The sequence below is a fragment of the Candidatus Latescibacter sp. IFSED24 genome (assembly GCF_058273205.1).
Map to the genome: position 1 here is coordinate 3,083,173 of NZ_CM177850.1, position 20,157 is coordinate 3,103,329.

Here is a 20,157-nt window from a genome sequence, read left to right on the forward strand (position 1 = left end):
ACTCGAACCGGGAGCGTCCAGCCATGCCCTTCGTCCCCCCTTTGCCCCCCGACCACGATCCCGAGACCCGGCGCCTCGCCGCGTTCTTCGACGAGACCCTGGGCTTCTGCCCCAACAGCGTGCTCACCATGCAGCGCCGACCGGCCATCGCCCGCGCGTTCATCGCGCTCAACAAGGCGGTCATGGCCAACGAGGGGCGCGTCACCAGCGCGCTCAAGCGCCTGGTGGGCTACGTCGCGAGCCACGCCGCCGGCTGCCGCTACTGCCAGGCCCACACCATCCGCGCCGCCGAGCGGTACGAGGCCGAGGCCGAGCAACTCGCCAACATCTGGGATTACCGCACCCACCCGGCGTTCAGCGAGGCCGAACGCGCCGCCCTGGACCTGGCCCTGGCGGCCTCCACCGTGCCCAACGGCGTGGATGCCGCGCTCCAGCAGAAGGTCCGCGCGCACTGGGACGAGGGCGAGGTGGTGGAGTTGCTGGGCGTGATCGCGCTCTTCGGCTACCTCAACCGCTGGAACGACAGCATGGCCACCACGCTCGAGGACGGCGCCGAGGAATCGGGCCGGCAGTGGCTGGTGGCCGACGGCTGGGAGCGCGGGAAGCACGTCTGAGGCCCGCCAGAGGTGTCGATTTCCCTGGCGGCCGGCCCGCGAGAGTGGATATTTGCGCCTGACTGGCGATGGTCGTCCAGCGTCACGGCCCGGAGGCACCGCTCTTGATCGAATTCCTGCAGATGCACCCGATGCTCCTGGTCCCGGTGATCTTCCTGGCACGCGTGGCCGACGTCTCGCTGGGCACGCTGCGCACCATCCTGGTCTTCAAGGGGCACCGCTACCTGGGCGCGCTGCTGGGCTTCTTCGAGATCCTGATCTGGCTGCTCGCCGCCGGCCAGGTGATCCGCAACCTCGACACCTGGTACCTGACCGTGGCCTACGCCGGCGGTTTCGCCACCGGCAACATCGTGGGCAGCTGGCTCGAGGCCAAGCTCGCCATGGGCCTGGAGCTGGTGCGGATCCTCCACCACGACGCCTCGCTCGACCTGCCTCGCCAGCTGCGCAAGCTGGGCTACGACGTCACCTGCATCGCGGGCATCGCCAACGTGACCGAGCCGGTGGAGATCCTCCTGATCACCGAGCGCCGCCGCAAGGTGCCGTCGCTGCTGCGGATCGTGGCCAGCATCGATCCCGAGGCGGTCTGCACGGTCAACGACATCAGGCAGGCCGGTCGCGCGGCGACTTCGCGGCCGCGCCGTGCCTTCCCGGCGCTCCCCGACGCGCTGAAGATCACGAAGCGGAAGTGAGCCGCGGCAATCCCGCCAGCAGGACCTCGGCCACGCGCTCGCGCACCATGGCGCCCACCTCCACCACGTCCTGGTGCGACAGCTCGGGCTGGCCGGTCTCGCGCGCCGGATTGGTGATGCAGCTCAGTCCCACCACCTTCACGCCCAGCGCGTGCAGCAGCGCCACCTCGGGCGCGGTCGACATGCCGACCGCGTCGCAGTGGGCGCGCCGCAACAGACCGATCTCGGCCTTGGCCTCGTAGGTGGGACCCCACATGCTGGCGTAGACGCCCTGGTGCACGGCGACGCCCGCGGCGGCGGCGGCCTCGGCGAGGGCGCGGCACAGGCGGTGGTCGTATAAATGCAGGGGACCCGGCAGGCGCCCCACCTGGCGACCGGCCGCGCCGAGAGGATCGGTGAGCAGGCCGCGCAAGGGATCGTGCCAGTGCAGGTCGATCTGGTCGCGGATGATCATGAGGTCGCCGGGCTTGTAGAGCCGGTTCAGGCCGCCGGCGGCGTTGGTGACCACCACGGTGCCCACGCCCAGCGCGGCGAGCACCGCCGTGGGGAGCAGCGTCTCGGCGGGGTCGAGGCCCTCGTAGGGGTGCAGGCGGCCCTGCATCACGATCACCGGGACGCCCGCCGCGGTACCGCGGACGAGCTGGCCCACGTGCTCGGCCACGCTGGTGGAATGGTAGCCGGGGATCTCGCCGTAGGGCACGGCGACCGCGCCCTCGATGCGGTCGACGAAATTACCCAGCCCGCTGCCCAGCACCAGACCCACCTCGCCCTGAAAGCCGTGCCCGGAGAGGAAGGCCACGGCCTCGGCCACGCGTGGGCGCCAGCGGTCGGACAGGAGCCCGAGGCGCTGGTTCATGACAAACCTCCTCCGCCCACCAGGTCGTCGAGCTGGTGTTCGTCGCGGATGCGCGCGAAGTCGCGGAGCGCCGACTCCACCAGCACGCGCGCCTCGGCCTCGGGCAGGAACGCGCTCTTGAAGCCGGCGAGCAGGATGTCCTCGAGCTGCAGGAGCGTCAGGTCGAAGGTGTCCACGGCGAGGCGCAGCTCGCGCACCATGTCGGTGTCGGCGAAGAGCGTGTTGTCGGTGTTCAGGCACACGCGCAGGCCGGCCTCGTGGTAGCGGCGCAGCGGGTGGCGTCCCACCTCCGCGACCACGCCCGAGCGCACGTTGCTGGTCAGGCAGATCTCCAGCGGGATGCGGTGGTCGGTGACGAAGTCCATGAGGTCGGGATCCTCCTCGAGCCGCGTGCCGTGGCCGATGCGCTTGGCGCCGCAGCGGTGGATCGCCATGTGGATGGACTCGGGACCGAAGGTCTCGCCGGCGTGGACGGTGGCCGGCAGGTTGTTGTTCATGACGTGGTAGAACGCCTCGCGGTGGCGCGCCGCCGGCTGGCCGGCCTCGGCGCCGGCGAGGTCGAAGGCCACCACGCCGCGGCCCTTCCAGGCCACGGCGAGCCGCGCCAGCTCCAGGCTCTGGTCGGGATCGATGGTGCGGATCCCGGTGATCACCATGCCCGCCTTGATGCCGGTGGCCGCGGCGGCGGCGGCCAGCCCGCGCTGCACCGCATCGGTGGCGCCGTCGGCCGTGAGCCCCTCGCGCCGGTGCAGGAGCGGGCAGAAGCGCACCTCCAGCACGCGCACGCCCAGCGCCGCCGCGTCCTCGGCCACCTCGCGCGCCACCCGCTCCAGGTGCGCGGCCGACTGCAGGCAGCGCAAGGTGTGCTCGAAGTACTCGAGGAACTCCTGCTGGCTGGTGGCGGGGTCGTCGGGGTAGAAGAGGCGGCGCTGTTCGTCGGGATCGTCGGGCACGTCGAGGCCGCAGTGGCGGCCCAGCTCGTGGAAGGTCCCCGGCCGCAGCGAACCGTCGAGGTGGCAGTGCAGGTCGGTCTTGGGCAGCGCGCGCAGGACGGCGTCGGGGATGGCCGCACCGCGCAACAGGTCGCTGGGTCGATAGTTCACGCGGGCTCCTCCCCGCTCTGGCGGGCGTGTTTGTCGTGGTGGTAGTCGGCGATGAGCTGCAGCAGGTCGGACTGCGCCTTGGTGTCGTCGCGCAGGTTGACCTGCTCGGTGTCGATGACCTCCACCGGACACAGCGCCGGCGCGCGTTCGATCCAGTCCTCGTAAGCCGCGTGCAGATCCTGCAGGAAGTCCAGCGGGATGTTGTTCTCGCACTTGCGACCACGCTGCTGGATCCGCTCCAGCGTGACCTCGGGCCGGCTCCAGAGATAGACGATGAGGTCGGGGGCCTGCAGGAACGCGGTCATGTTGCGGAAGATCTCGCGGTAGTTGTCGTAGTCGCGCCGGTCCATGGCGCCGCGCCGGTGCAGCGTGGGCGCGAAGATCTCCACGTCCTCGTAGATGGTGCGATCCTGCACCGCCGAGCCGCCGTGGTCCTGGATCTTTTTCTGCACCTCGAAGCGCTGGCTCAGGAAATAGACCTGCAGGTGGAAGCTCCAGCGGGCCATGTCCTGGTAGTAGTCGTCGAGGTAGGGGTTGTTGATCACCGGCTCGAAGTACATGGGCCAGCCGAAGCTCTGGCCCAGGAGCCGCGTGAGCATGCTCTTGCCCACGCCGATGTTGCCGGCCACCGAGACGTAGAACGGGGTCTTGGGCTGCTGGCGCAGGCCGAACTGCTGGCGGAAGCTGCGGGCCATGGGTCCTCCCGGGTGGATGTCGTGGCGGGCATGATAGCGCAGGGTAAGCCCAAAGACTAGCTGCCGCTGTTAGGCGCCCGCAGCGACGCCGCGGCCGCAGCGACCGTCGGGTGGCTCGGCAGGGCCAGGTTGAGCGAGGTCACCTCCAGGAGCTTCATGATGCGTTCGTTGACGCCGGCGAGGGCCACCGCGTCGCCCTGCTGCTTGCGCTGTCTGGCCAGCCCGACGAGCCAGCCGAGTCCCGTGGAGTCCAGCCACTTCACCCGTTTCAGATCGACGATGACGTCCTGGAAGTGGGTCTGGGCCATGGCGGCCACCCGCACGAGGGTCTCGAGGTCCTCGCCTGAGTCGAGACCGTCCCGGCAGGCGATGAGGCGCGTGTCGCTGTCGGGGTCGAGCAGGTGCAGTTCGACGTTTCTGCCGAGGGTCCCCTCGGTGCGGATGAGCAGGATCGGCGGGCGTGTGGCGTCGGCGGTCATCTGGATCTCCCGGAGCTCCGGAGGGTTGGAGGCACGTATCCCGAAGATCCTACCATATCTACGCCATCGCGTCGCACCTCGTCACGGCCCTTCTGCCTTCCGACCTCCCCCGAGACGAACGCCCTCGATCCCGGGGCGACCTCAACGCCACGGCCGGAAGCCTTCTCCGATCACCTGGCTCGTGTCGAACACCATGCAGAACGCCGCCGGGTCGATGTCCTTGATCTGCCGCTGCAACGCCACCGCCTCGCGCACCTGCAGCGCGGTGAGGATGATGCGGCGCTCCTCGTCGGGGTGGAAGAGGCCCTGGCCGCACAGGTACGTGCCCCCGCGCTCGAGCCCGTGCAGCACGGTGTCGCGGATCTCGGCGTGCTTCTCCGAGATCACCAGCATGGCCTTGCTCGCCTCCAGGCCGTTGAGCGCCAGGTCCACGGTGCGGCTGATGGCGAACAGGCAGATCAGCGCGTAGGCCACCAGGTCGGGATTGCGGTAGACCAGCAGCGCGCTGCCGATGACCACGGTGTCGGTGTAGAACATGGCGCGCCCCACGGGCATGCGCAGCATCCGCGCCACCAGCTGCCCCACCAGCGGGGTGCCGCCCGGCGTCCCCTTGCCCCGCAGGATGAGCGCGATCCCGCCGCCGATGCTCAGCCCGCCGAACATCACCGACACCAGGACGTCGGCCAGCACGGGCTCGGTGCCCCGCCAGTGCGCGAAGGCGTCCACGCCCACGCCGATGATCAGCATGGCGAAGAAGGTCTTCACCCCGTACTGCGGCCCCAGCAACCGCGACGCCAGCACGAGCAGCGGCAGGTTGATGGCCAGGGTGATCAGCCCCACGGGCCAGCCGGTGAGCTGGTTGAGGATCTGGGCGATGCCGATCACTCCGCCGGGCACCACGTCGTGGGGGATGACGAAGAGGTTGAAGCCTCCGGCCACCATCACGGCGCCGACCAGGACCCGCAGGTGGTTGAAGCACCAGGTGCGGGAGAAGGGGCGGGAAGGCGCGAGGATCTTCTTCATGGGTGCTCTCCTGGGCGAGGTCGTGAACGCGCGCGAGCCCCAATGTTGGTGGTCATGCACGGCGGGGATCCAGAAAAATCCGTGGTCGCCCTTTCGGGCCCGGCCGTGGCACCACTGCCCGGCACGGAGGCTCCCCTCATATTCACTTGTTGCATTGTTTAGAAATCTAATATATCTTGCCGACAGCATTTGATTCTGTTTCACCAACGACCGAGTCAAGGAGAACCCCGATGCCAAGATCCTGGAGACCCTACATCGCCGGCGCGCTGGTGGGCTTGCTCGCCACGGCCTCGGTCCTGGTCTCGACCCAGACCCTGGGCAAGGCCAAGTACCTCGGTGCCTCCACCACGTTCGTCCGCTCGGCCGGCCTGGTCGAGCAGACCGTGGCCCCCGATCACGTCGCTGAAAACGCCTATTTCCAGTCCAAGAAGGTCAAGATCGACTGGCAGTTCATGCTCCTGGTGGGCATCCTGCTCGGCGCCTTCGTCGCCTCGCGCTTCGACGGCAGCTTCAAGCTGGAAGCCGTGCCCCCGTACTGGCTCGAACGCTTCGGCGGCAGTGTCGGCATCCGCGCCGTGGGCGCCTTCCTCGGCGGCATCGTGGCCATGTTCGGGGCGCGCCTGGCCGGCGGCTGCCCCAGCGGCCACGGCCTCAGCGGCCTGATGCAGCTCTCGATCAGCGGCTTCCTCGCCATGATCGGCTTCTTCGCCGCGGGCGTCCTGGTGGCCCGCCTCCTCTACCGCAACACCAGCCTCCCGGAGGTCGACCATGAATGAGCAGATCCTGGGCCTCATCACCGGCGCCCTGTTCGGAGCGCTGCTGCAGCAGGGCCGCGTCCTGCGCTACGAGAAGCAGGTGGGCGCCATGCTCCTGCGCGACATGACCATCCTGAAGTTCATGCTCTCGGCCATCGTGGTCGGCATGATCGGCATCAACCTGCTGGTGAGCCTGGGCGTGGTGTCGTTCGGGATCAAGGGCACCCTGGTGGGCGCCAACCTCATCGGCGGGCTGCTCTTCGGCGCCGGCTGGGCGGTCATGGGCTACTGCCCGGGCACCTCGGTGGGCGCCATCGGCGAGGGCCGCTGGCACGCCGTCTTCGCGGTGCTCGGCATGCTGGTGGGCGCGGCGATCTACGCCGAGGCCTACCCCGCCCTGAAGACCAGCGTCCTGACCTGGGGCGACCTGGGCAAGATCACCCTGCCGTCGGTCCTGGGCGTGACGCCCTGGCTGGTCATCCCGGTGATGATCGTGGGCATCGTGCTCCTGTTCCGGCTCTTCGAGCAGAAGCGCGTCTGACCCCACTCCTCTGCCCCCCGCACTCCGACCGCCTCGTCCGCGGCCGGAGTGCGGCGCGGGCCAGCTCACCGCCAGGGCTTGAAGCCCGACCCCAGCACCTCGGCCGTGTCGAAGACCATGCAGAAGGCGTCGGGGTCGATGTCCCGGATCCGCTTCTGCAGCGCCACCGTCTCGCGCCGGCTCAGCGCGGTGAAGATCACCCGCCGCTCCTCCTCGGGCCGGAAAAGCCCGTGCCCCGCCAGCACGGTCCCACCGCGGTCGAGGCCGCCGAGGATCACCTCGCTGATCTCCTGATGACGCCGGCTGATGATCATGAGCGCCTTGCTCGCCTCCAGACCGTTGAGCACCGCATCCACCGACCGCGAGATGGCGAAGATGCCGACGATGGCGTAGGGCGCCGCCTCCAGGTTGCGGAACACCACCACGCTGGCCAGCACGATCACCGCATCGACATAGAGCATGCACCGCCCCGTGGGCACCCGCGTCATGCGCGACAGGAGCTGCCCCACCAGCGAGGTGCCGCCGGCATTGGCCTTGCCCCGCATGATCATGGCCACGGCCACCCCGATCACGACCCCGCCGAAGACCGTGGAGATCAGGATGTCGGGTACGATGGGCTCCACCCCTCGCCAGGCCGCCAGGAGATCGATGACCGCGCTACCCACGACCATCGACAGCACCGTCTTCGCCCCGTACCCCGGCCCCATGACCCGCGACGCCGCCGCCAGAATCGGCGCGTTGATCACCAGCGCGGTCATGCCCACCGGCAGCCCGGTGAGGTGGTTGATCAGCTGGGCCAGGCCGATGATACCGCCCGGCACCACATCGTGCGGGATGATGAACAGGTTGTAGCCGGCCGCCATGACGACCGACCCCGCGATCACCCAGGCGTTGTTGGCCAGCCACTCGCGCGAGAACGGCCGCGCGCTGGCGAAGAGGGTGCGACGGAACTGGGACACGGGAACACCTCCGGATGACGATTCGGCCCAAGGGTGGTTGCGCAGCCTGGGCGGGGCAAGCGGGAATGGTGGGCGTTTCCAGGCACGGGGCGACGGGCCACGCCATGGGGAGTGGCGGAGCCTGGTCATGGATATGTTCTCGCCGAGCTGGTTCGCCGGGCCGACGGGTCAATCAGAGGCGAAGCCCGCGATCGGGATCACGACTCCGCCTCCCGCGCCACCTGTCGAGTTCCATTCTCGCCAGTCTCAAGTTTATTCATTACAGCACCTTGCGCCGTTGCGCCGGCACACGCCACTCCGCGCTCGTGCACGAAGGCATGGCAGCGCGCGCAGAGTGTGAGCAGGTTCTCCGGCCGGTTCGATCCGCCTCGATGCCGCGGCACCACGTGATGCACCTCGAGGAACGAGACCGCCCGGCACCCCGGCGCCCGGCACCGGAACCCATCGCGCACCAGCACCCGACGCCGCACCGCCGGCGGGACGGTCTGCCGGTTGTGGCCCGTCACCGGATCGGTCTCCACCGCATCGCAGACCGCCGCCTCGGCCTGCGCGCGGCCCAGGACCCGCGGCCCGGCCCCGGTCACGGCGACGGTACGCTCGCAATCGGGACAGCGCTGCAGGACGATCTGGACCGCCGGGCCCTTGCTGGCGACAACCGCTCCGTGTTCGGCCTCGACCAGCGCCGAGAGCGCCGCGAGCAAGAGCTCCTCTCGCGAGCCGCCATGGCCCTGCTTGCGCAGGCGCTCGACCAGCGCCTCGTAGCGTGCGCGCTGGAGGCCATCGAGGCGAAAGCTCAGGGTGGTCGGAGGATCGGCGGCGGTGAGTCGGGACTCCGGCGACGGCTCGCTCGGCGCCTGAGGTGCAACCACCGCGCCAGCCATGGTCGACCTCGCCGGCGGCGGCGCGACCGCTCCGGCGTCACCCTGGACCTTCGCCGTCTCCGCAGCCAGCATCAGCTGCCCCGACCGCGCCCGGGCCCGCCGCTGACGCGCCAGCTCCAGTTCGTGACGCACCTGACGAGCCAGCTCGCGCCGACCCAGCCGGCAGGCGCGCGCCAGCCATCGGTCGACCGTGCTCGGCGTGGCTGCCCGGGCCACGAGCTGCGCCTTGGTCCAGCCCAGGCGACCGGACTCCATGGCCTCGCGGAGGGCCGGCAGTCTCACCAGATCGTCGGCGAGACGGCGGAACTGGGCGAATCGGTTGGGGGAGAAATCGAGCTCCTCGTTAGCGTACTGCTCGAGTCCGGCGTGGCCGAGGTCCCGATAGAGGCGGCGATTGGCCACTTCGGTGAACCAGATCGCGGCCTCGCCCTGGGCATTGTCGGCGTGCCGGATGGCGGTCCGCAGGCGCTGGTGCACCTGGGCGGCGGGCAAGGTTTGGTGGGTCTTGAGGGGTGGTCTTTTCCGGGAGGTGATTGGCATCAATATAGCGAACATATGGCGAATACGCAAGGTTGAAATGTTGATTGACAGGAAATTGGCTTGGATTTTAGCGAGGAATAAATTCGGAATCGTTATTGCGGGAGGCGGGAGGCGGGAGGCGGGAGGCGGGAGGCGGGAGGCGGGAGGCGGGAGGCGGGAGGCACAGGGCGGGAGGCACAGGGCGCAAGGCACGGAGCACGCTCCCCCTACCCCTCCCGCACCACCACCGGCTTGTTCAGTTCCGCGATCACCACCGTGACCAGGCTCCCCGCCACCATCACGGCGAAGAACACCACGATCCAGACCCAGGGATTGTCGTGCAGCCACCGACGCATCACGGCCCCCGGAAGCGCACGCCCACCGACCGCGCCTCGCCCGAGGCCGAGTCGGTGACCGTGAAGTGGAAATCCACCGGCACGGTGTACTCCGTGCGGGGAACGACAACGAAGACCGGGAGCTGCCGATCCGCCAGGGGCGCCAGCCGCACCGACTCCTGCGGGATGATGAACGTGGCCGCCTCGCCCAGCACCACGGCGTCGTCGGCCGGTGCCAGCAGGAACGTCCGCGACGACTCGCTCTTGTTGGTCACGTACAGCGTGTAGAGGTTGCGCACCCCGCCGTCGACCAGGGTGTAGGGCAGGCCCTGGGGGCGCAGGGCGCTCACCTCGAAGAACGTGCGCTGGCCGGCGCGCCAGGCGAAGAAGCCCACGCCCAGCACGAAGGCTGCCAGGTAGATGAGGAAGCGGGCGCGGAAGAGGACGCGGCGGCCGCCCTCGAAGCCGCGCTGGCTGTCGTAGCGGACGAGCCCGTGGGGTTTGCCGATCTTGTCCATGACCGCGTCGCAGGCGTCGATGCAGTTGGAGCAGCCGACGCATTCCATCTGCAGGCCGTTGCGGATGTCGATGCCCGTGGGGCAGACCTGGATGCAGCGCAGGCAGTCGATGCAGTCGCCGCCCTCGCGGGTGGCGGGGCTGCGGGGTTCGCCGCGCTGTTCGTCGTAGCCGATAATGATGGTGTCGGGGTCGATGAGCGTGGACTGGAGCCGGCCGTAGGGGCAGATGATCAGGCAGGTCTGCTCGCGGAACCAGGCGTAGTCGAAGTAGAGGACCACGGTCCAGGCCAGACCCCAGACGAACGCGGCCATGTGCTGGGACGGCGGGCGACCGATGGCCTCGAGCAGATTCTCCACCGGCATGAAGTAGGCGATGAACACGTGGGCGAAGAGCCAGCAGAGCGCCACGTAGACCAGGTGCTTGAGGCCCTTGCGCCAGATCTTGTCGAATGTGGTCGGGCCCAGGTTGCGACGGATGCGTTCGCCGCGCGGGCCCTCGAGCCAGCGCTCGATGCGGCGGAACACGCCCTCCATGAACACGGTCTGCGGGCAGGCGAAGCCGCACCAGACGCGGCCCCAGAGGCTGGTCACCACGAAGAGCGTCAGGCCGAAGCCCAGCAGGAGGAAGAAGAACAGATGGAAGTCCTGGTTGGTGAAGGTGCCGCCGAAGAGGTGGGCGGTGCGCCGGGCGATGTCGAACTGCACCGCGGGGTGGCCGCCGATGCGCACGAACGGCAGGCCCAGGTAGACCACGAGCAGGATCAGCCAGACCACGTTCTTGCGGACCTGCCAGCGGCCGCGCACGTCGGCCGGGTGGAGGAAGTTGCGCGAGCCGTCGGCGTTGATGGTGTAGACCGTGTCGAGATCGGGGCGGCGGGCTTCGCTCACTCGCCGCCCTCCGACGGTTCGACCAGTTCGCCCTCGGGGGCCTTGCCCGGCACGCCCTTGCCACGCAGGGTGAGCACGTAGGCCACCACGGTCTCCACGCGGCGCGGGCCGAGCTGGTTGCCCCAGGCGGCCATGCCCTTGGCGGGGACGCCGTTGGTGACCACGGCGTGCTGGTCCAGCGGGCGAGAACCGTGGAGCCAGTAATTGTCGGTGAGGTTGGGGCCGACCCCGCCCTCGCCCTGGCTGCCGTGGCAGACCACGCAGTACTGCTCGAAGAGCGCGCGACCCTCGGCGACGCGGTCGGGGATCGTGGCCATCAGTTCGAGCGACTCGTCGGTCAGCCCGCCCTCGGCGGCGCGGGCGAGCTGGGCCTCGGCCGCGGCGACCATCTCCTTCTGCAGCGCCTCGTGCGGCGTGTCCGACACCGCGATTGTGTGCACCACCAGCCAGTAGGCCAGCGCGAAGACGATGGAGCCGTAGAGGGTCCACAGCCACCAGTTGGGCAGCTTGTTGTCGTACTCCTGGATCCCGTCGAAGGTGTGCTCGCGCACCTTGTCCTGTTCGTTGCTCATTCGGCGGACCCTCCTTCCCGGGCGCCCGGACCGTCATCCAGGGGCAGGGCGGCGATGTGGTCACGTTTGCGCGGATCCCGCAGCCCGAAGACCACGTACAAGATCACGGCCACGAAGCTCAGCACGAAGACCGTCAGGCCGATCAGCGGCCAGACCAGCAGGTTGCTGCCGGCGAAATACTCCTGGAACATCTAGCGACCTCCCGCGGCCACAGGGTCGGCCTGCAGCGGCTGCGGCCCCCGGCCCAGACGCTGCAGGTAGGCGATGAGCGCCACCAGCTCGCTGTCCGGGGCGATCGCCACCGACTCGGTGGCCAGGTCGGCCGTGATCAGCGCGCCCTGGCTCTGCATGGTCCGTGCGGCGTCCAGGATGTCCTGGTCGCGATAGGGCACCCCCAGCGCCACCATGGTCCGCATCTTGCCGACCACCTCGTCGGGATCGATGCGGCCGTCCTTGAGCCAGTGGTACGACGGCATGTTCGACTCGGGCGAGGTCGAGCGCGGATCCATCATGTGCAGGTAGTGCCAGAGGTTGGCGTACTTGCCACCCACGCGGGCGAGGTCGGGGCCGGTGCGCTTGCTGCCCCACTGGAACGGATGGTCGAGCAGCGACTCCTCGAGGCGCGAGTACTCGCCGTAGCGCAGGACCTCGTGGCGGAGGGGTCGGATCATCTGGCTGTGGCAGGTGTAGCAGCCCTCGCGGATGTAGAGGTCGCGGCCGGCGAGTTCGAGCGGGCTGTAGGGCTGCTGGAGCCACTTGGCCTGCTCGGCCAGCGCCGGGTCCGTCTCCACGCCGTCGGCGGCGCGCAGCTCCTCCTGGTAGGCCGCCACCTGGGCCGGCACCTTGCCCGAGATGATCACCGTGGGCACGATCTGCACCACGCCGCCCACCAGGATGGCCAGCAGCACCAGCACCGTGAACACGAAGCCGTTCTGCTCGATGAGGTCGTGCCAGCGCGCCCAGCGGTCGCGGTTCAGGGCGAACGACAGGCCCGCCGCGGCCACCGCCACGCAGAGCAGGCCGAGCACCAGCGGGCTCGCCAGCAGGTTCGCCATGCCCAGCCAGACCGCCAGGACGATGACCAGGATCGAGAAGAGCACCGGCGGGCTGGTCAACAGCGAGCGGGCGCCCGCCGCCGACTCCTTCACCAGCGCCGGCACCTGCACCTCGACCACGCTGCGCGCGCCCTGGCGGATGGTGGCCGTGAGGTTGATCACCCCGAGAACGTAGCTGACGAGGTAGAGCAGGCCGCCGATCAGGCGCATCTGGTACATGGCCCGCGAGGCCACCAGGCCCTGGATGAAGTCGGGGTACTTGAGGAAGCCGTCGGCGTCGAGCGCGCGCCAGAACAGGCCCTGCGACACGCCGCTCACCCACATGGAGACGATGTACATGAGGATGCCCACGGTGGCGATCCAGAAGTGGACCTCGGCCAGGCGCACCGACCACAGCCGGGTCGACCACAGCCGCGGCACCAGCCAGTAGAGCATGCCGATGGCCATGAAGCCGTTCCAGCCCAGCGCGCCGCCGTGGACGTGGCCGATGATCCAGTCGGTGTAGTGCCCCAGCGCGCTCACCGACTTGATCGACAGCAGCGGCCCCTCGAAGGTGCTCATGCCGTAGAACGTCACCGCCACGATGAAGAACTTGATCACCGGGTCGGTGCGCAGCTTGTCCCAGGCGCCACGCAGGGTGAGCAGGCCGTTGAGCATGCCGCCCCAGCTCGGAGCCCAGAGCATGAGGCTGAAGATCATGCCCAGGGTCTGGGCCCAGTCGGGCAGCGCGGTGTAGAGCAGGTGGTGCGGGCCGGCCCAGATGTAGATGAAGACCAGCGACCAGAAGTGCACCACCGACAGCCGGTAGCTGTAGACCGGACGCTCGGCCGCCTTGGGCAGGAAGTAGTACATGATGCCCAGGATCGGCGTGGTCAGGAAGAAGGCCACCGCGTTGTGCCCGTACCACCACTGGACCAGCGCGTCCTGCACGCCGGCCCAGATGGGATAGCTGTGGGTCAGCGACGTGGGCAGCGCCAGGCTGTTGACGATGTGCAGCACCGCGATGGTGACCACGGTGGCGATGTAGAACCAGATCGCCACGTAGAGGTTGGGCTCGTTGCGCCGCGCGATGGTCCAGAAGAAGTTGACCGCGAACGCCACCCAGACCACCGCGATGGCGATGTCGATGGGCCAGATCAGCTCGGCGTACTCCTTGCCCTGGGTCAGCCCAAGCGGCAGCGTGATCGCCGCCGCGACGATGATCGCCTGCCAGCCCCAGAAGTTGAACCAGCTCAGCGCGTCGGACGCCATGCGCGTCTTCAGGAGCCGCTGCGTCGAGTAGTAGATGCCCGCGAACATCATGTTGCCCACGAAGGCGAAGATCGCGGCGTTTGTGTGCAGCGGACGCAGGCGGCCGAAGCTCAGCCACGAGGTGTTCAGGTTGGCCTGCCAGTGCGAGAGCTGGGTGGCGACGATCACCCCCAGCAGCAGGGCGACCGCTCCCCAGACCACCGTGGCCAGGGAGAAGGCGCGGCAGACGTCGTCGTCGTAGACGACCGTGCGCAGGCGGGACTCAGCTGCTGCCATCCTTGGAACCTTCCTGGGTTGAGGGTGACGGCGCGGGCGTCGGGCCCGTGTCGTCCTGCAGGGGAAGAAGCGAGAGCCGGGCCCCGTGGTCGAAATCGCCGCCGCGCAGGCGCGACACGAAGAACGCCACGGCGGCGCCGACCAGGACCAGGCTGATGAAGATCAGGATCACGACGACATCCACGTCTGCCGCCTTTCTGCCAGCCGCCAGGCGGTCAGGCCCACCACGCCGATGGAGCTCAGCGGCATCAGGATCGCCGCGATCACCGGCGTGACCAGGCCGGCCAGCGCCAGCACCAGGGCGACCAGGTTGTAGGCCACGGCCAGCACCAGGTTGGTGCGCACCACCTGGCGCAGGCGGCGTGCGGCCTGGAGCGACCAGCGCAGCGCGGCCAGGCCGTCGCCGAAGAAGTAGAAGTCGGCCTTGCCGGGCAGCACCGGGCGGTCCACCGCCGGGGTGGCGGCGCAGAGCGCGGCGGCGAAGCTGGGCGCGTCGTTGAGGCCGTCGCCCACCATCATGGTGTCGCGCCGATCCAGCGCGCGCACGCAGACCGCCTTGGCCTCGGGATCGAGGCCGCCGCGGGCATGGTCGGCGGGTAGGCCGAGGCGCAGGGCCATGGCCGCCACCTTGGCCGGGGCATCGCCGCTGAGCAGGTGGACGTCGTAGCCGGCGGTGCGCAGGCGGTCGAGCTCGTCGGCCACGCCAGGCTTGAGGCGCTCCTCGGTGTCGAGGCTGGCCAGGAGCTCGCCGTCGCGGGCGAAGATGGTGCGTCCGGGCATGCGGTCGTCGCGGCCCAGGGACCAGCGGACGCCGTCCAGGTCGAGCGTCAGGCCCCGGCCAGGCGTCTCCACCAGCCGGTCGACCGCGGCCGGCGCCGGGCCCGCCTCGCCAGGTTCGGCCGGCAGCGCCCGCGCCACCGCCCGGCTCACCGGGTGGTTGCTGCGCGTGGCCATCTCGCGCAGGACAGCGCGCGCACGCGGCGGCAGGACGGCCAGGGCCTCGCTGCTCTTGTCGGTCAACGACAGCTCGTCGAGGGTCAGGGTGCCGGTCTTGTCGAGCAGCAGCGTGCGCACCTGCAGCGCCTTCTCGAGGAAGTCGGTGGTGCGCAGGAGCACGCCGCGGCGCCTGAGGCCGTGGTGCACCAGTTCCTCGGCCAGCGGCGTGGCCAGGCCCAGGGCGCAGGGGCAGGTGATCACCAGCACCGCCACCGCCACCCGCAGCGCGGTGTCCGCGTCGCTGGGCAGCCAGAGCGCCAGGCCCAGCGCCGCCGCGGCCAGCACCGCGACCACGTAGACCGTGGCGACCCGGTGCCACCAGAGCGGCCGGAACTCGGCGGAGTCGCCGCCGGGCGCGCGCAGGAGCTGCTGCAGCCGGCTGGTGGCGAAACCCTCGGTGGCGGTCAACCCGAACCCGTGGTCGGCGGTGTTGAACGCGCCCGCCGGCACCACCTGGCCGGGCTCGTAGGACACGCGGTCGGACTCGCCCGTGATCCAGTCCAGCGCCACCTCGGCGTCGCGGCGCAGCAGCACGCCGTCCACGGGGACCAGGTCGCCCGGGGCGATCCACAGCTCGTCGCCGCGCTCCAGGGCCACCGCCGGCACCGCGGCCAGGCCCGCCGCGGTGCGCCGCTTGGCGGTGAGGTGCTCGGCGCCCGAGGCGTCGAGCAGCGCGTTGCGGTTGCGTTCGAGGATGTGCTCGCGCGCCCAGCGCCCGACCAGCATGAGCGCCACGAAGATGGTGAGCGTATCGAAGTAGGCCGCCTCGGGGCCGTGGCGCAGGAAGGCCACGGTGGAGCCGGCGTAGGCCAGCAGCATGCCCAGCGAGATGGGCAGGTCGAGGTGCGCCACCCGCCGGCGCAGGCCCGCCCAGGCCGGTCGGAAGAACACGCCCCCGCCGAGGGCCACCGCCACCGAGGCCAGCGCGAAGCCGAGCCAGCCGAAGACCGTGTAGAGCAGACCGTCCGCGGGCGAGAGCCCGAAGTAGTAGCTCAGGCTGAGCATCATCGCGTTGAGGGCCAGGGCGATGGTGGCGGCCATGCGCACCAGCAGCGCGCGCGAGCGGCGGTCGCCCATCTTGCTCGGCGGTCCCAACCGGTAGCCGAACCGCTCCACGGTGGCCAGGTAGGCGCGCAGGTCGCCACGCTTGGGATCCCAGACCACGTCCACCGTGCCCAGGGTCGGATTGATCCGCAGGCTGACCCCGCCCGCCTCGCGCTGGAACAGCTCCTCCAGGAGCCAGACGCAGGCGGCGCAATGCACGCCCTGCAGGTCCATGCTCAGGCGCCAGGGGCCATCCTCGCACACGGGGGCCGGGAGCTCCTCGACGAGGCGGTCGAACCAGCCGAAGCTGTCGGGGCGCAGGACCGGAGCGGGCGGTTGCGCGCCCTGCCGGAGGTCGTAGTAGCGCCCGAGGTCCTCGGCCTGGAGCAGCTCGTACACCGCCTTGCAGCCGCGGCAGCAGAAGGGGCCGTCGGCGGGGTCGTGGAACGAGCCGAGATCCCCGCCGCAGTGCACGCAGACCGTCGGGGCGGCTGCCCGGGCGGCTGCCGAACCGGAAGCGGAGTCGTGGGGCTGGGACCAGTCGGCCGTGGACGCGGACATGGGGGCCTTTCACATGCCGGCGGCGGGCGTAAGTCGCTGCAAACAAGCGAGAAAGTAGACATTTTCTCTCTTGTTGTCAAAAAGTATATCGGATCACTTGATAATCAGGAACTCAAAAGATGACGAACTCGCCCAGGCTCCAGTGCCCGATCCAGCCCAGGGTAGCCGCGCCCCGCAGGCCGAGCTGGAGTGCGATCAGGAGCACCAGCAGCGCCCCCACGCCCGCGAGCCTGCGCTGCAGGGCGGGCCCGACGCGGCCCGCGCCCAGGGTCAGCAGAACGAGCACCGGCAGGGTGCCCAGGCCGTAGAGCGCCATGGCGCCGGCGCCCAGCCAGGGCGACGCCACCGCCAGCGTGCCCAGGGCCATGGCATAGACCGGCCCGCACGGCAGCAGGCCGTTGCCGAAACCCAGCAGATAACGGCGGCCGGGATCCGGCGCCACGAGCAGGCCCCGCATGCGACCGACCACGGCGGCGGCGAGGCGGTCGCTCTCGACCCAGCGCTGGGTGGGCAGCCAGCCCGCGAGCCCCAGCGCCAGCAGCAGCATGGCCGCACCCACGACCAGCGCCAGCCAGGCCTGGAGCTGGCGGCTCTCGTCTGGGGAGATGAGGCCGCCGAGCAGGCCCAGCACGAGACCGATGCCGGCGTAGGCGGTGATGCGGCCGGCGTGGTAGGTGAGCGCGTTGCCGAGGCCGGGCTTCTGGCCCGGGGCGCAGGCGCGGCACTGGGCCACGGCGTAGGCCGACACCAGCGGGCCGCACATGCCGGTGCAATGGCCCAGGCTCATGAGCAGGCCGGTGGTGAAGTAGACCATGGCGTCGAGGGTCTGCAGGTCGGGGATCAGGGTCGGCGAGCAGCAGTCCACGGTGGTCGGGGCTCCTGGGTGCGGGCCTGGGGCGAGGCGGATAAGGTCGACCTATTTAAGGCCTGGAGCGGAGAATCTGCCAACACCAGTCCGGTGGATCGGTCGGTGTGTGCCGGCACACGGTCGCAACTTCTTGTCTCTGTTGTGTTTGCCCATTGGGAGAATGGTTCCGGATATGCTGGATCACTCCGAATCCACGATCGTCCCGCCCGGAGCGCGTCGTTTCGACTCCGCCGTCAGCCCCTTTTCCCACGACACCGAGAGCAGTCGGCTGGAACTGGCCTCCTGACCCTGGACCGGGTCGCGGTAGGCCATGAGGTCGAACCAGTAAACCGGGTCGTCCTCCAGGGCGACCAGCACGGTATCGGTGCAGGCGCCGACCGCCTGGCAGCCCGCCTGGCCCACCGGTCCCCAGCAGATACCATAGCGGTCGGCCCCCGCGCACGACCAGCTGGCCCGGAGCCGGCGGTCGGGCAGGGTTTCCAGTTCGACCTCGGGCAGGGGGAGCACGAGCGAGGCGTCGACGGTCACGCTGGCCGTGAAGGTGCGGTCGTCGCGCGCGAGGGTCAGGTGGTAATCGCCCGAGACGGCGCCCCGGCCGTTGAAGCCGATGTAGTAGGTGTTCCAGGCGCTCTGGTAGACCTGATCGTCGTTCCAGCCCGGCGGTCCCGCCACGGTCAAGAGACCGCCGCCGCTGTAGAACCGGTTGGCCCGGCCGAAGCGGAAGGACACGTCGAGGCCTTGGCAGGCGTCGTTCTTGATCCCTCCCACGACCTCCCAGTAGCCCAGCCGCAGGGCGGTCACGGTCACGGGCGCCGACCAGGCCGATCTGCTCGTGTCCACCCGGGCGGCCACCCGGAAGACGTGGGTGCTCTCGGGCTGGACCGCGCCTTCCCAGTCCAGGCTGCCGGCTCGAGCAACGCCAGCAGCGTGAAGTCCGTCGCCCCGTCCAGCCGGCCCTCCACCAAGACGGCCGGCTCCTGACCGGCGGTGTCGGCCCAGGCCAACCGGACGTAATAATCGCCCACGTCCACCACGTGCAGATCGGCAGGAACGGCGGCAGACGGCGGCGGCGGCGCCGGCGGGTCCGGCGATTCCGGCGCCGGCGCGGAGACCGAGGCCTCCTCGCCGCAACAGACGAGCCATACCAAGGCGGGCAATACGAGCAGGACCAGGCAGCGCGGGCGCATGGAATAGACCTTCCTCTCGCCCTTCATCCTACCCGACCGCGGTCTCCCTTTGCAATCCACCGCACCCTGCGACTAGAATCTCCGCGCACCCTCACCCGGAGGCATCATCATGATCCGTCGGCTCCACGGCGCCCTCGTCCTGCTGCTCCTGCTGGTGGCGGCGGCTCTCGCCGCCCAGCAGCTCAGCGTCCAGGTCCGCGAGACCAAGCTGCGCGCGCGCCCCAGCTACCTCGGCCCCGCCACCGTGACCGTGACCTACGGCGCAAGGCTCACCGTGCTCGAAGAACAAGGCCCCTGGTGCCGCGTCCGCACGCCGGACGGCCAGAGCGGCTGGCTCCACTCGTCGGCGCTCACCGACAAGAAGCTGCGCCTGGCCGCCGGCGAAAGCGACGTCGCGGCCGGTGCGGACGGCGACGAGATCGCGCTGGCGGGCAAGGGGTTCAGCGAGGAGGTCGAGGAGGCCTTCCAGCTCGAGAACCGCGCCGTGGACTACACCTGGGTCGACCGCATGGCGACCTGGACGGTGACCCCCGAGCAGGCCGCCGCCTTCCTGGCCGCCGGCGAGGTCACGCCACCGACGGGAGGCACGCCATGAACCGCCGCCACCTGATCCTGACCCTCGCCGCCCTCGCGCTCGTGGTGGGCTGCTCGCAGATCTCGCAGGTCGCCACCCAGGTGGCCGTGGACCAGGGCGCCATCTCCCAGCAGGAGGCCGACTCCATCAACCGCAGCGTCGAGGCGGTGGAGAAGGCTTACACCGACCTGACGCCCGAGCAGGAGCACTACATCGGCCGCGCCGTGGCCGCCACCCTCCTGGCCACCTACCGGCCGCTGGACGACCCCGCCGCCAACCGCTACCTCAACCGGCTGGGCCAGAGCCTGGCTCTGGCCAGCGACCGCCCCGAGACCTTCGGCGGCTACCACTTCCTGCTGCTCGACAGCGACGAGATCAACGCCTTCGCCTGCCCGGGCGGCCTGGTCCTGGTGACCCGCGGCCTGGTGGACTGCTGCGCCAGCGAGGACGCCCTGGCCGCGGTGCTCGCCCACGAGATCGGGCACGTGGCGGGCAAGCACGGGCTGCGCGCCATCAAGCGCAGCCGCATCACCGGCGCCCTGACCATCCTCGCCAGCGAGAGCGCGCGCAACTTCGGCAGCGCCGAGCTGGCCGAGCTCACCGACGAGCTCGAGGGCAGCATCGACGACATCACCCAGACGCTGGTGAACAACGGCTACAGCAAGGACCTGGAGCGCGAGGCCGACGAGGCCGCCGTCACCATCCTGGCCCGCATCGGCTACAGCGCCCGCGGCCTCGAGGCCATGCTCGAGGAGATGCAGCGCCGCTGGCGGCCCGCCGGCCCCGGCTTCATGCGCACGCACCCCTCGCCCGCGGACCGTCTCGCCGAGGTCCGGCCGTTCCTCACACCGCTGGCGCCGCTGGTGATCGTGCCGCCGCGCCAGGAGCGGTTCACCGCCGCGCTGGGCGGGGTCTAGG

General features: G+C 70.0%; 22 protein-coding genes. 6 read left to right on the top strand and 16 right to left on the bottom strand.

The genetic code is table 11. From position 1 onward, the window contains the following. The first annotated feature begins 23 nt into the window (after positions 1-23). Both IFSED24_RS12475 and IFSED24_RS12480 read left to right on the top strand, forming a co-directional pair. The gene (locus IFSED24_RS12475; RefSeq protein WP_491331796.1) at positions 24-614 is read left to right on the top strand and encodes a carboxymuconolactone decarboxylase family protein; all 591 of its coding nucleotides are present in this window, start codon (positions 24-26) and stop codon (positions 612-614) included. Positions 615-718: 104 nt separating this feature from the next. Further along, positions 719-1,303: a DUF2179 domain-containing protein gene (locus tag IFSED24_RS12480; protein WP_491331797.1), complete on the top strand. Its 585-nt coding sequence runs from the start codon at positions 719-721 to the stop codon at positions 1,301-1,303. Here IFSED24_RS12480 and IFSED24_RS12485 read toward each other — a convergent pair. The 5 genes from IFSED24_RS12485 to IFSED24_RS12505 form a co-directional block, all read right to left on the bottom strand. Then, complete coding sequence (locus IFSED24_RS12485; protein ID WP_491331798.1) at positions 1,287-2,159, bottom strand: purine-nucleoside phosphorylase; 873 nt, start codon at positions 2,157-2,159, stop codon at positions 1,287-1,289. The two genes, IFSED24_RS12480 and IFSED24_RS12485, sit on opposite strands and share 17 nt — an antisense overlap. After that, the gene (gene add / locus IFSED24_RS12490; RefSeq protein ID WP_491331799.1) at positions 2,156-3,262 is read right to left on the bottom strand and encodes an adenosine deaminase; all 1,107 of its coding nucleotides are present in this window, start codon (positions 3,260-3,262) and stop codon (positions 2,156-2,158) included. Before add ends, IFSED24_RS12485 begins: the two co-directional genes overlap by 4 nt. After that, positions 3,259-3,957, bottom strand: a complete 699-nt coding sequence (locus IFSED24_RS12495) for a deoxynucleoside kinase (RefSeq protein WP_491331800.1) — start codon at positions 3,955-3,957, stop codon at positions 3,259-3,261. Before IFSED24_RS12495 ends, add begins: the two co-directional genes overlap by 4 nt. Before the next feature lie 56 nt (positions 3,958-4,013). Further along, complete coding sequence (locus IFSED24_RS12500) at positions 4,014-4,436, bottom strand: STAS domain-containing protein (protein ID WP_491331801.1); 423 nt, start codon at positions 4,434-4,436, stop codon at positions 4,014-4,016. A gap of 141 nt (positions 4,437-4,577) precedes the next feature. Further along, positions 4,578-5,459, bottom strand: a complete 882-nt coding sequence (locus tag IFSED24_RS12505) for a YitT family protein (protein ID WP_491331802.1) — start codon at positions 5,457-5,459, stop codon at positions 4,578-4,580. 176 nt (positions 5,460-5,635) lie between these two features. On the opposite strand from IFSED24_RS12505, the gene IFSED24_RS12510 reads away from it, so the two are divergent. Together IFSED24_RS12510 and IFSED24_RS12515 are read left to right on the top strand one after the other, a co-directional pair. Then, entirely contained in the window at positions 5,636-6,235 is a 600-nt protein-coding gene (locus tag IFSED24_RS12510) for a YeeE/YedE thiosulfate transporter family protein (RefSeq protein ID WP_491331803.1), read from the top strand. Further along, a complete protein-coding gene (locus tag IFSED24_RS12515) occupies positions 6,228-6,755 on the top strand; it encodes a YeeE/YedE thiosulfate transporter family protein (RefSeq protein WP_491331804.1) in 528 nt (175 codons plus the stop codon). Before IFSED24_RS12510 ends, IFSED24_RS12515 begins: the two co-directional genes overlap by 8 nt. A gap of 65 nt (positions 6,756-6,820) precedes the next feature. Here IFSED24_RS12515 and IFSED24_RS12520 read toward each other — a convergent pair whose 3' ends face one another. From IFSED24_RS12520 to IFSED24_RS12570, 11 genes are all read right to left on the bottom strand, one after another. Continuing rightward, on the bottom strand, positions 6,821-7,714 hold the full coding sequence (locus tag IFSED24_RS12520; protein ID WP_491331805.1) for a YitT family protein: 894 nt from the start codon (positions 7,712-7,714) through the stop codon (positions 6,821-6,823). A 197-nt stretch (positions 7,715-7,911) separates the two neighbouring features. Then, on the bottom strand, positions 7,912-9,087 hold the full coding sequence (locus IFSED24_RS12525; protein WP_491331806.1) for an HNH endonuclease: 1,176 nt from the start codon (positions 9,085-9,087) through the stop codon (positions 7,912-7,914). 254 nt (positions 9,088-9,341) lie between these two features. Continuing rightward, entirely contained in the window at positions 9,342-9,470 is a 129-nt protein-coding gene (locus tag IFSED24_RS12530; protein ID WP_491331807.1) for a hypothetical protein, read from the bottom strand. Continuing rightward, positions 9,470-10,855, bottom strand: a complete 1,386-nt coding sequence (ccoG, locus tag IFSED24_RS12535; RefSeq protein ID WP_491331808.1) for a cytochrome c oxidase accessory protein CcoG — start codon at positions 10,853-10,855, stop codon at positions 9,470-9,472. Before ccoG ends, IFSED24_RS12530 begins: the two co-directional genes overlap by 1 nt. Further along, complete coding sequence (locus IFSED24_RS12540; protein WP_491331809.1) at positions 10,852-11,427, bottom strand: cbb3-type cytochrome c oxidase N-terminal domain-containing protein; 576 nt, start codon at positions 11,425-11,427, stop codon at positions 10,852-10,854. Before IFSED24_RS12540 ends, ccoG begins: the two co-directional genes overlap by 4 nt. Then, positions 11,424-11,618 (bottom strand): hypothetical protein, encoded by a 195-nt coding sequence (locus tag IFSED24_RS12545; protein WP_491331810.1) that lies wholly within the window; start codon positions 11,616-11,618, stop codon positions 11,424-11,426. Before IFSED24_RS12545 ends, IFSED24_RS12540 begins: the two co-directional genes overlap by 4 nt. Continuing rightward, positions 11,619-14,009, bottom strand: a complete 2,391-nt coding sequence (gene ccoN, locus IFSED24_RS12550) for a cytochrome-c oxidase, cbb3-type subunit I (protein WP_491331811.1) — start codon at positions 14,007-14,009, stop codon at positions 11,619-11,621. It lies immediately after the preceding gene. Next, positions 13,996-14,181 (bottom strand): cytochrome oxidase, encoded by a 186-nt coding sequence (locus IFSED24_RS12555; RefSeq protein WP_491331812.1) that lies wholly within the window; start codon positions 14,179-14,181, stop codon positions 13,996-13,998. The genes ccoN and IFSED24_RS12555 overlap by 14 nt, the downstream gene beginning before the upstream one ends. Next, positions 14,178-16,610, bottom strand: a complete 2,433-nt coding sequence (locus tag IFSED24_RS12560) for a heavy metal translocating P-type ATPase (protein WP_491331813.1) — start codon at positions 16,608-16,610, stop codon at positions 14,178-14,180. The genes IFSED24_RS12555 and IFSED24_RS12560 overlap by 4 nt, the downstream gene beginning before the upstream one ends. 112 nt (positions 16,611-16,722) lie before the next feature. Next, positions 16,723-17,475 (bottom strand): sulfite exporter TauE/SafE family protein, encoded by a 753-nt coding sequence (locus IFSED24_RS12565; protein WP_491331814.1) that lies wholly within the window; start codon positions 17,473-17,475, stop codon positions 16,723-16,725. Positions 17,476-17,658: 183 nt separating this feature from the next. Then, on the bottom strand, positions 17,659-18,318 hold the full coding sequence (locus IFSED24_RS12570) for a hypothetical protein (RefSeq protein ID WP_491331815.1): 660 nt from the start codon (positions 18,316-18,318) through the stop codon (positions 17,659-17,661). 456 nt (positions 18,319-18,774) lie between these two features. Between IFSED24_RS12570 and IFSED24_RS12575 the strand changes: the two genes are divergently transcribed. Further along, positions 18,775-19,260, top strand: a complete 486-nt coding sequence (locus IFSED24_RS12575) for an SH3 domain-containing protein (protein ID WP_491331816.1) — start codon at positions 18,775-18,777, stop codon at positions 19,258-19,260. Continuing rightward, positions 19,257-20,156: a M48 family metalloprotease gene (locus IFSED24_RS12580; RefSeq protein WP_491331817.1), complete on the top strand. Its 900-nt coding sequence runs from the start codon at positions 19,257-19,259 to the stop codon at positions 20,154-20,156. The genes IFSED24_RS12575 and IFSED24_RS12580 overlap by 4 nt, the downstream gene beginning before the upstream one ends. Position 20,157: the final 1 nt, after the last annotated feature.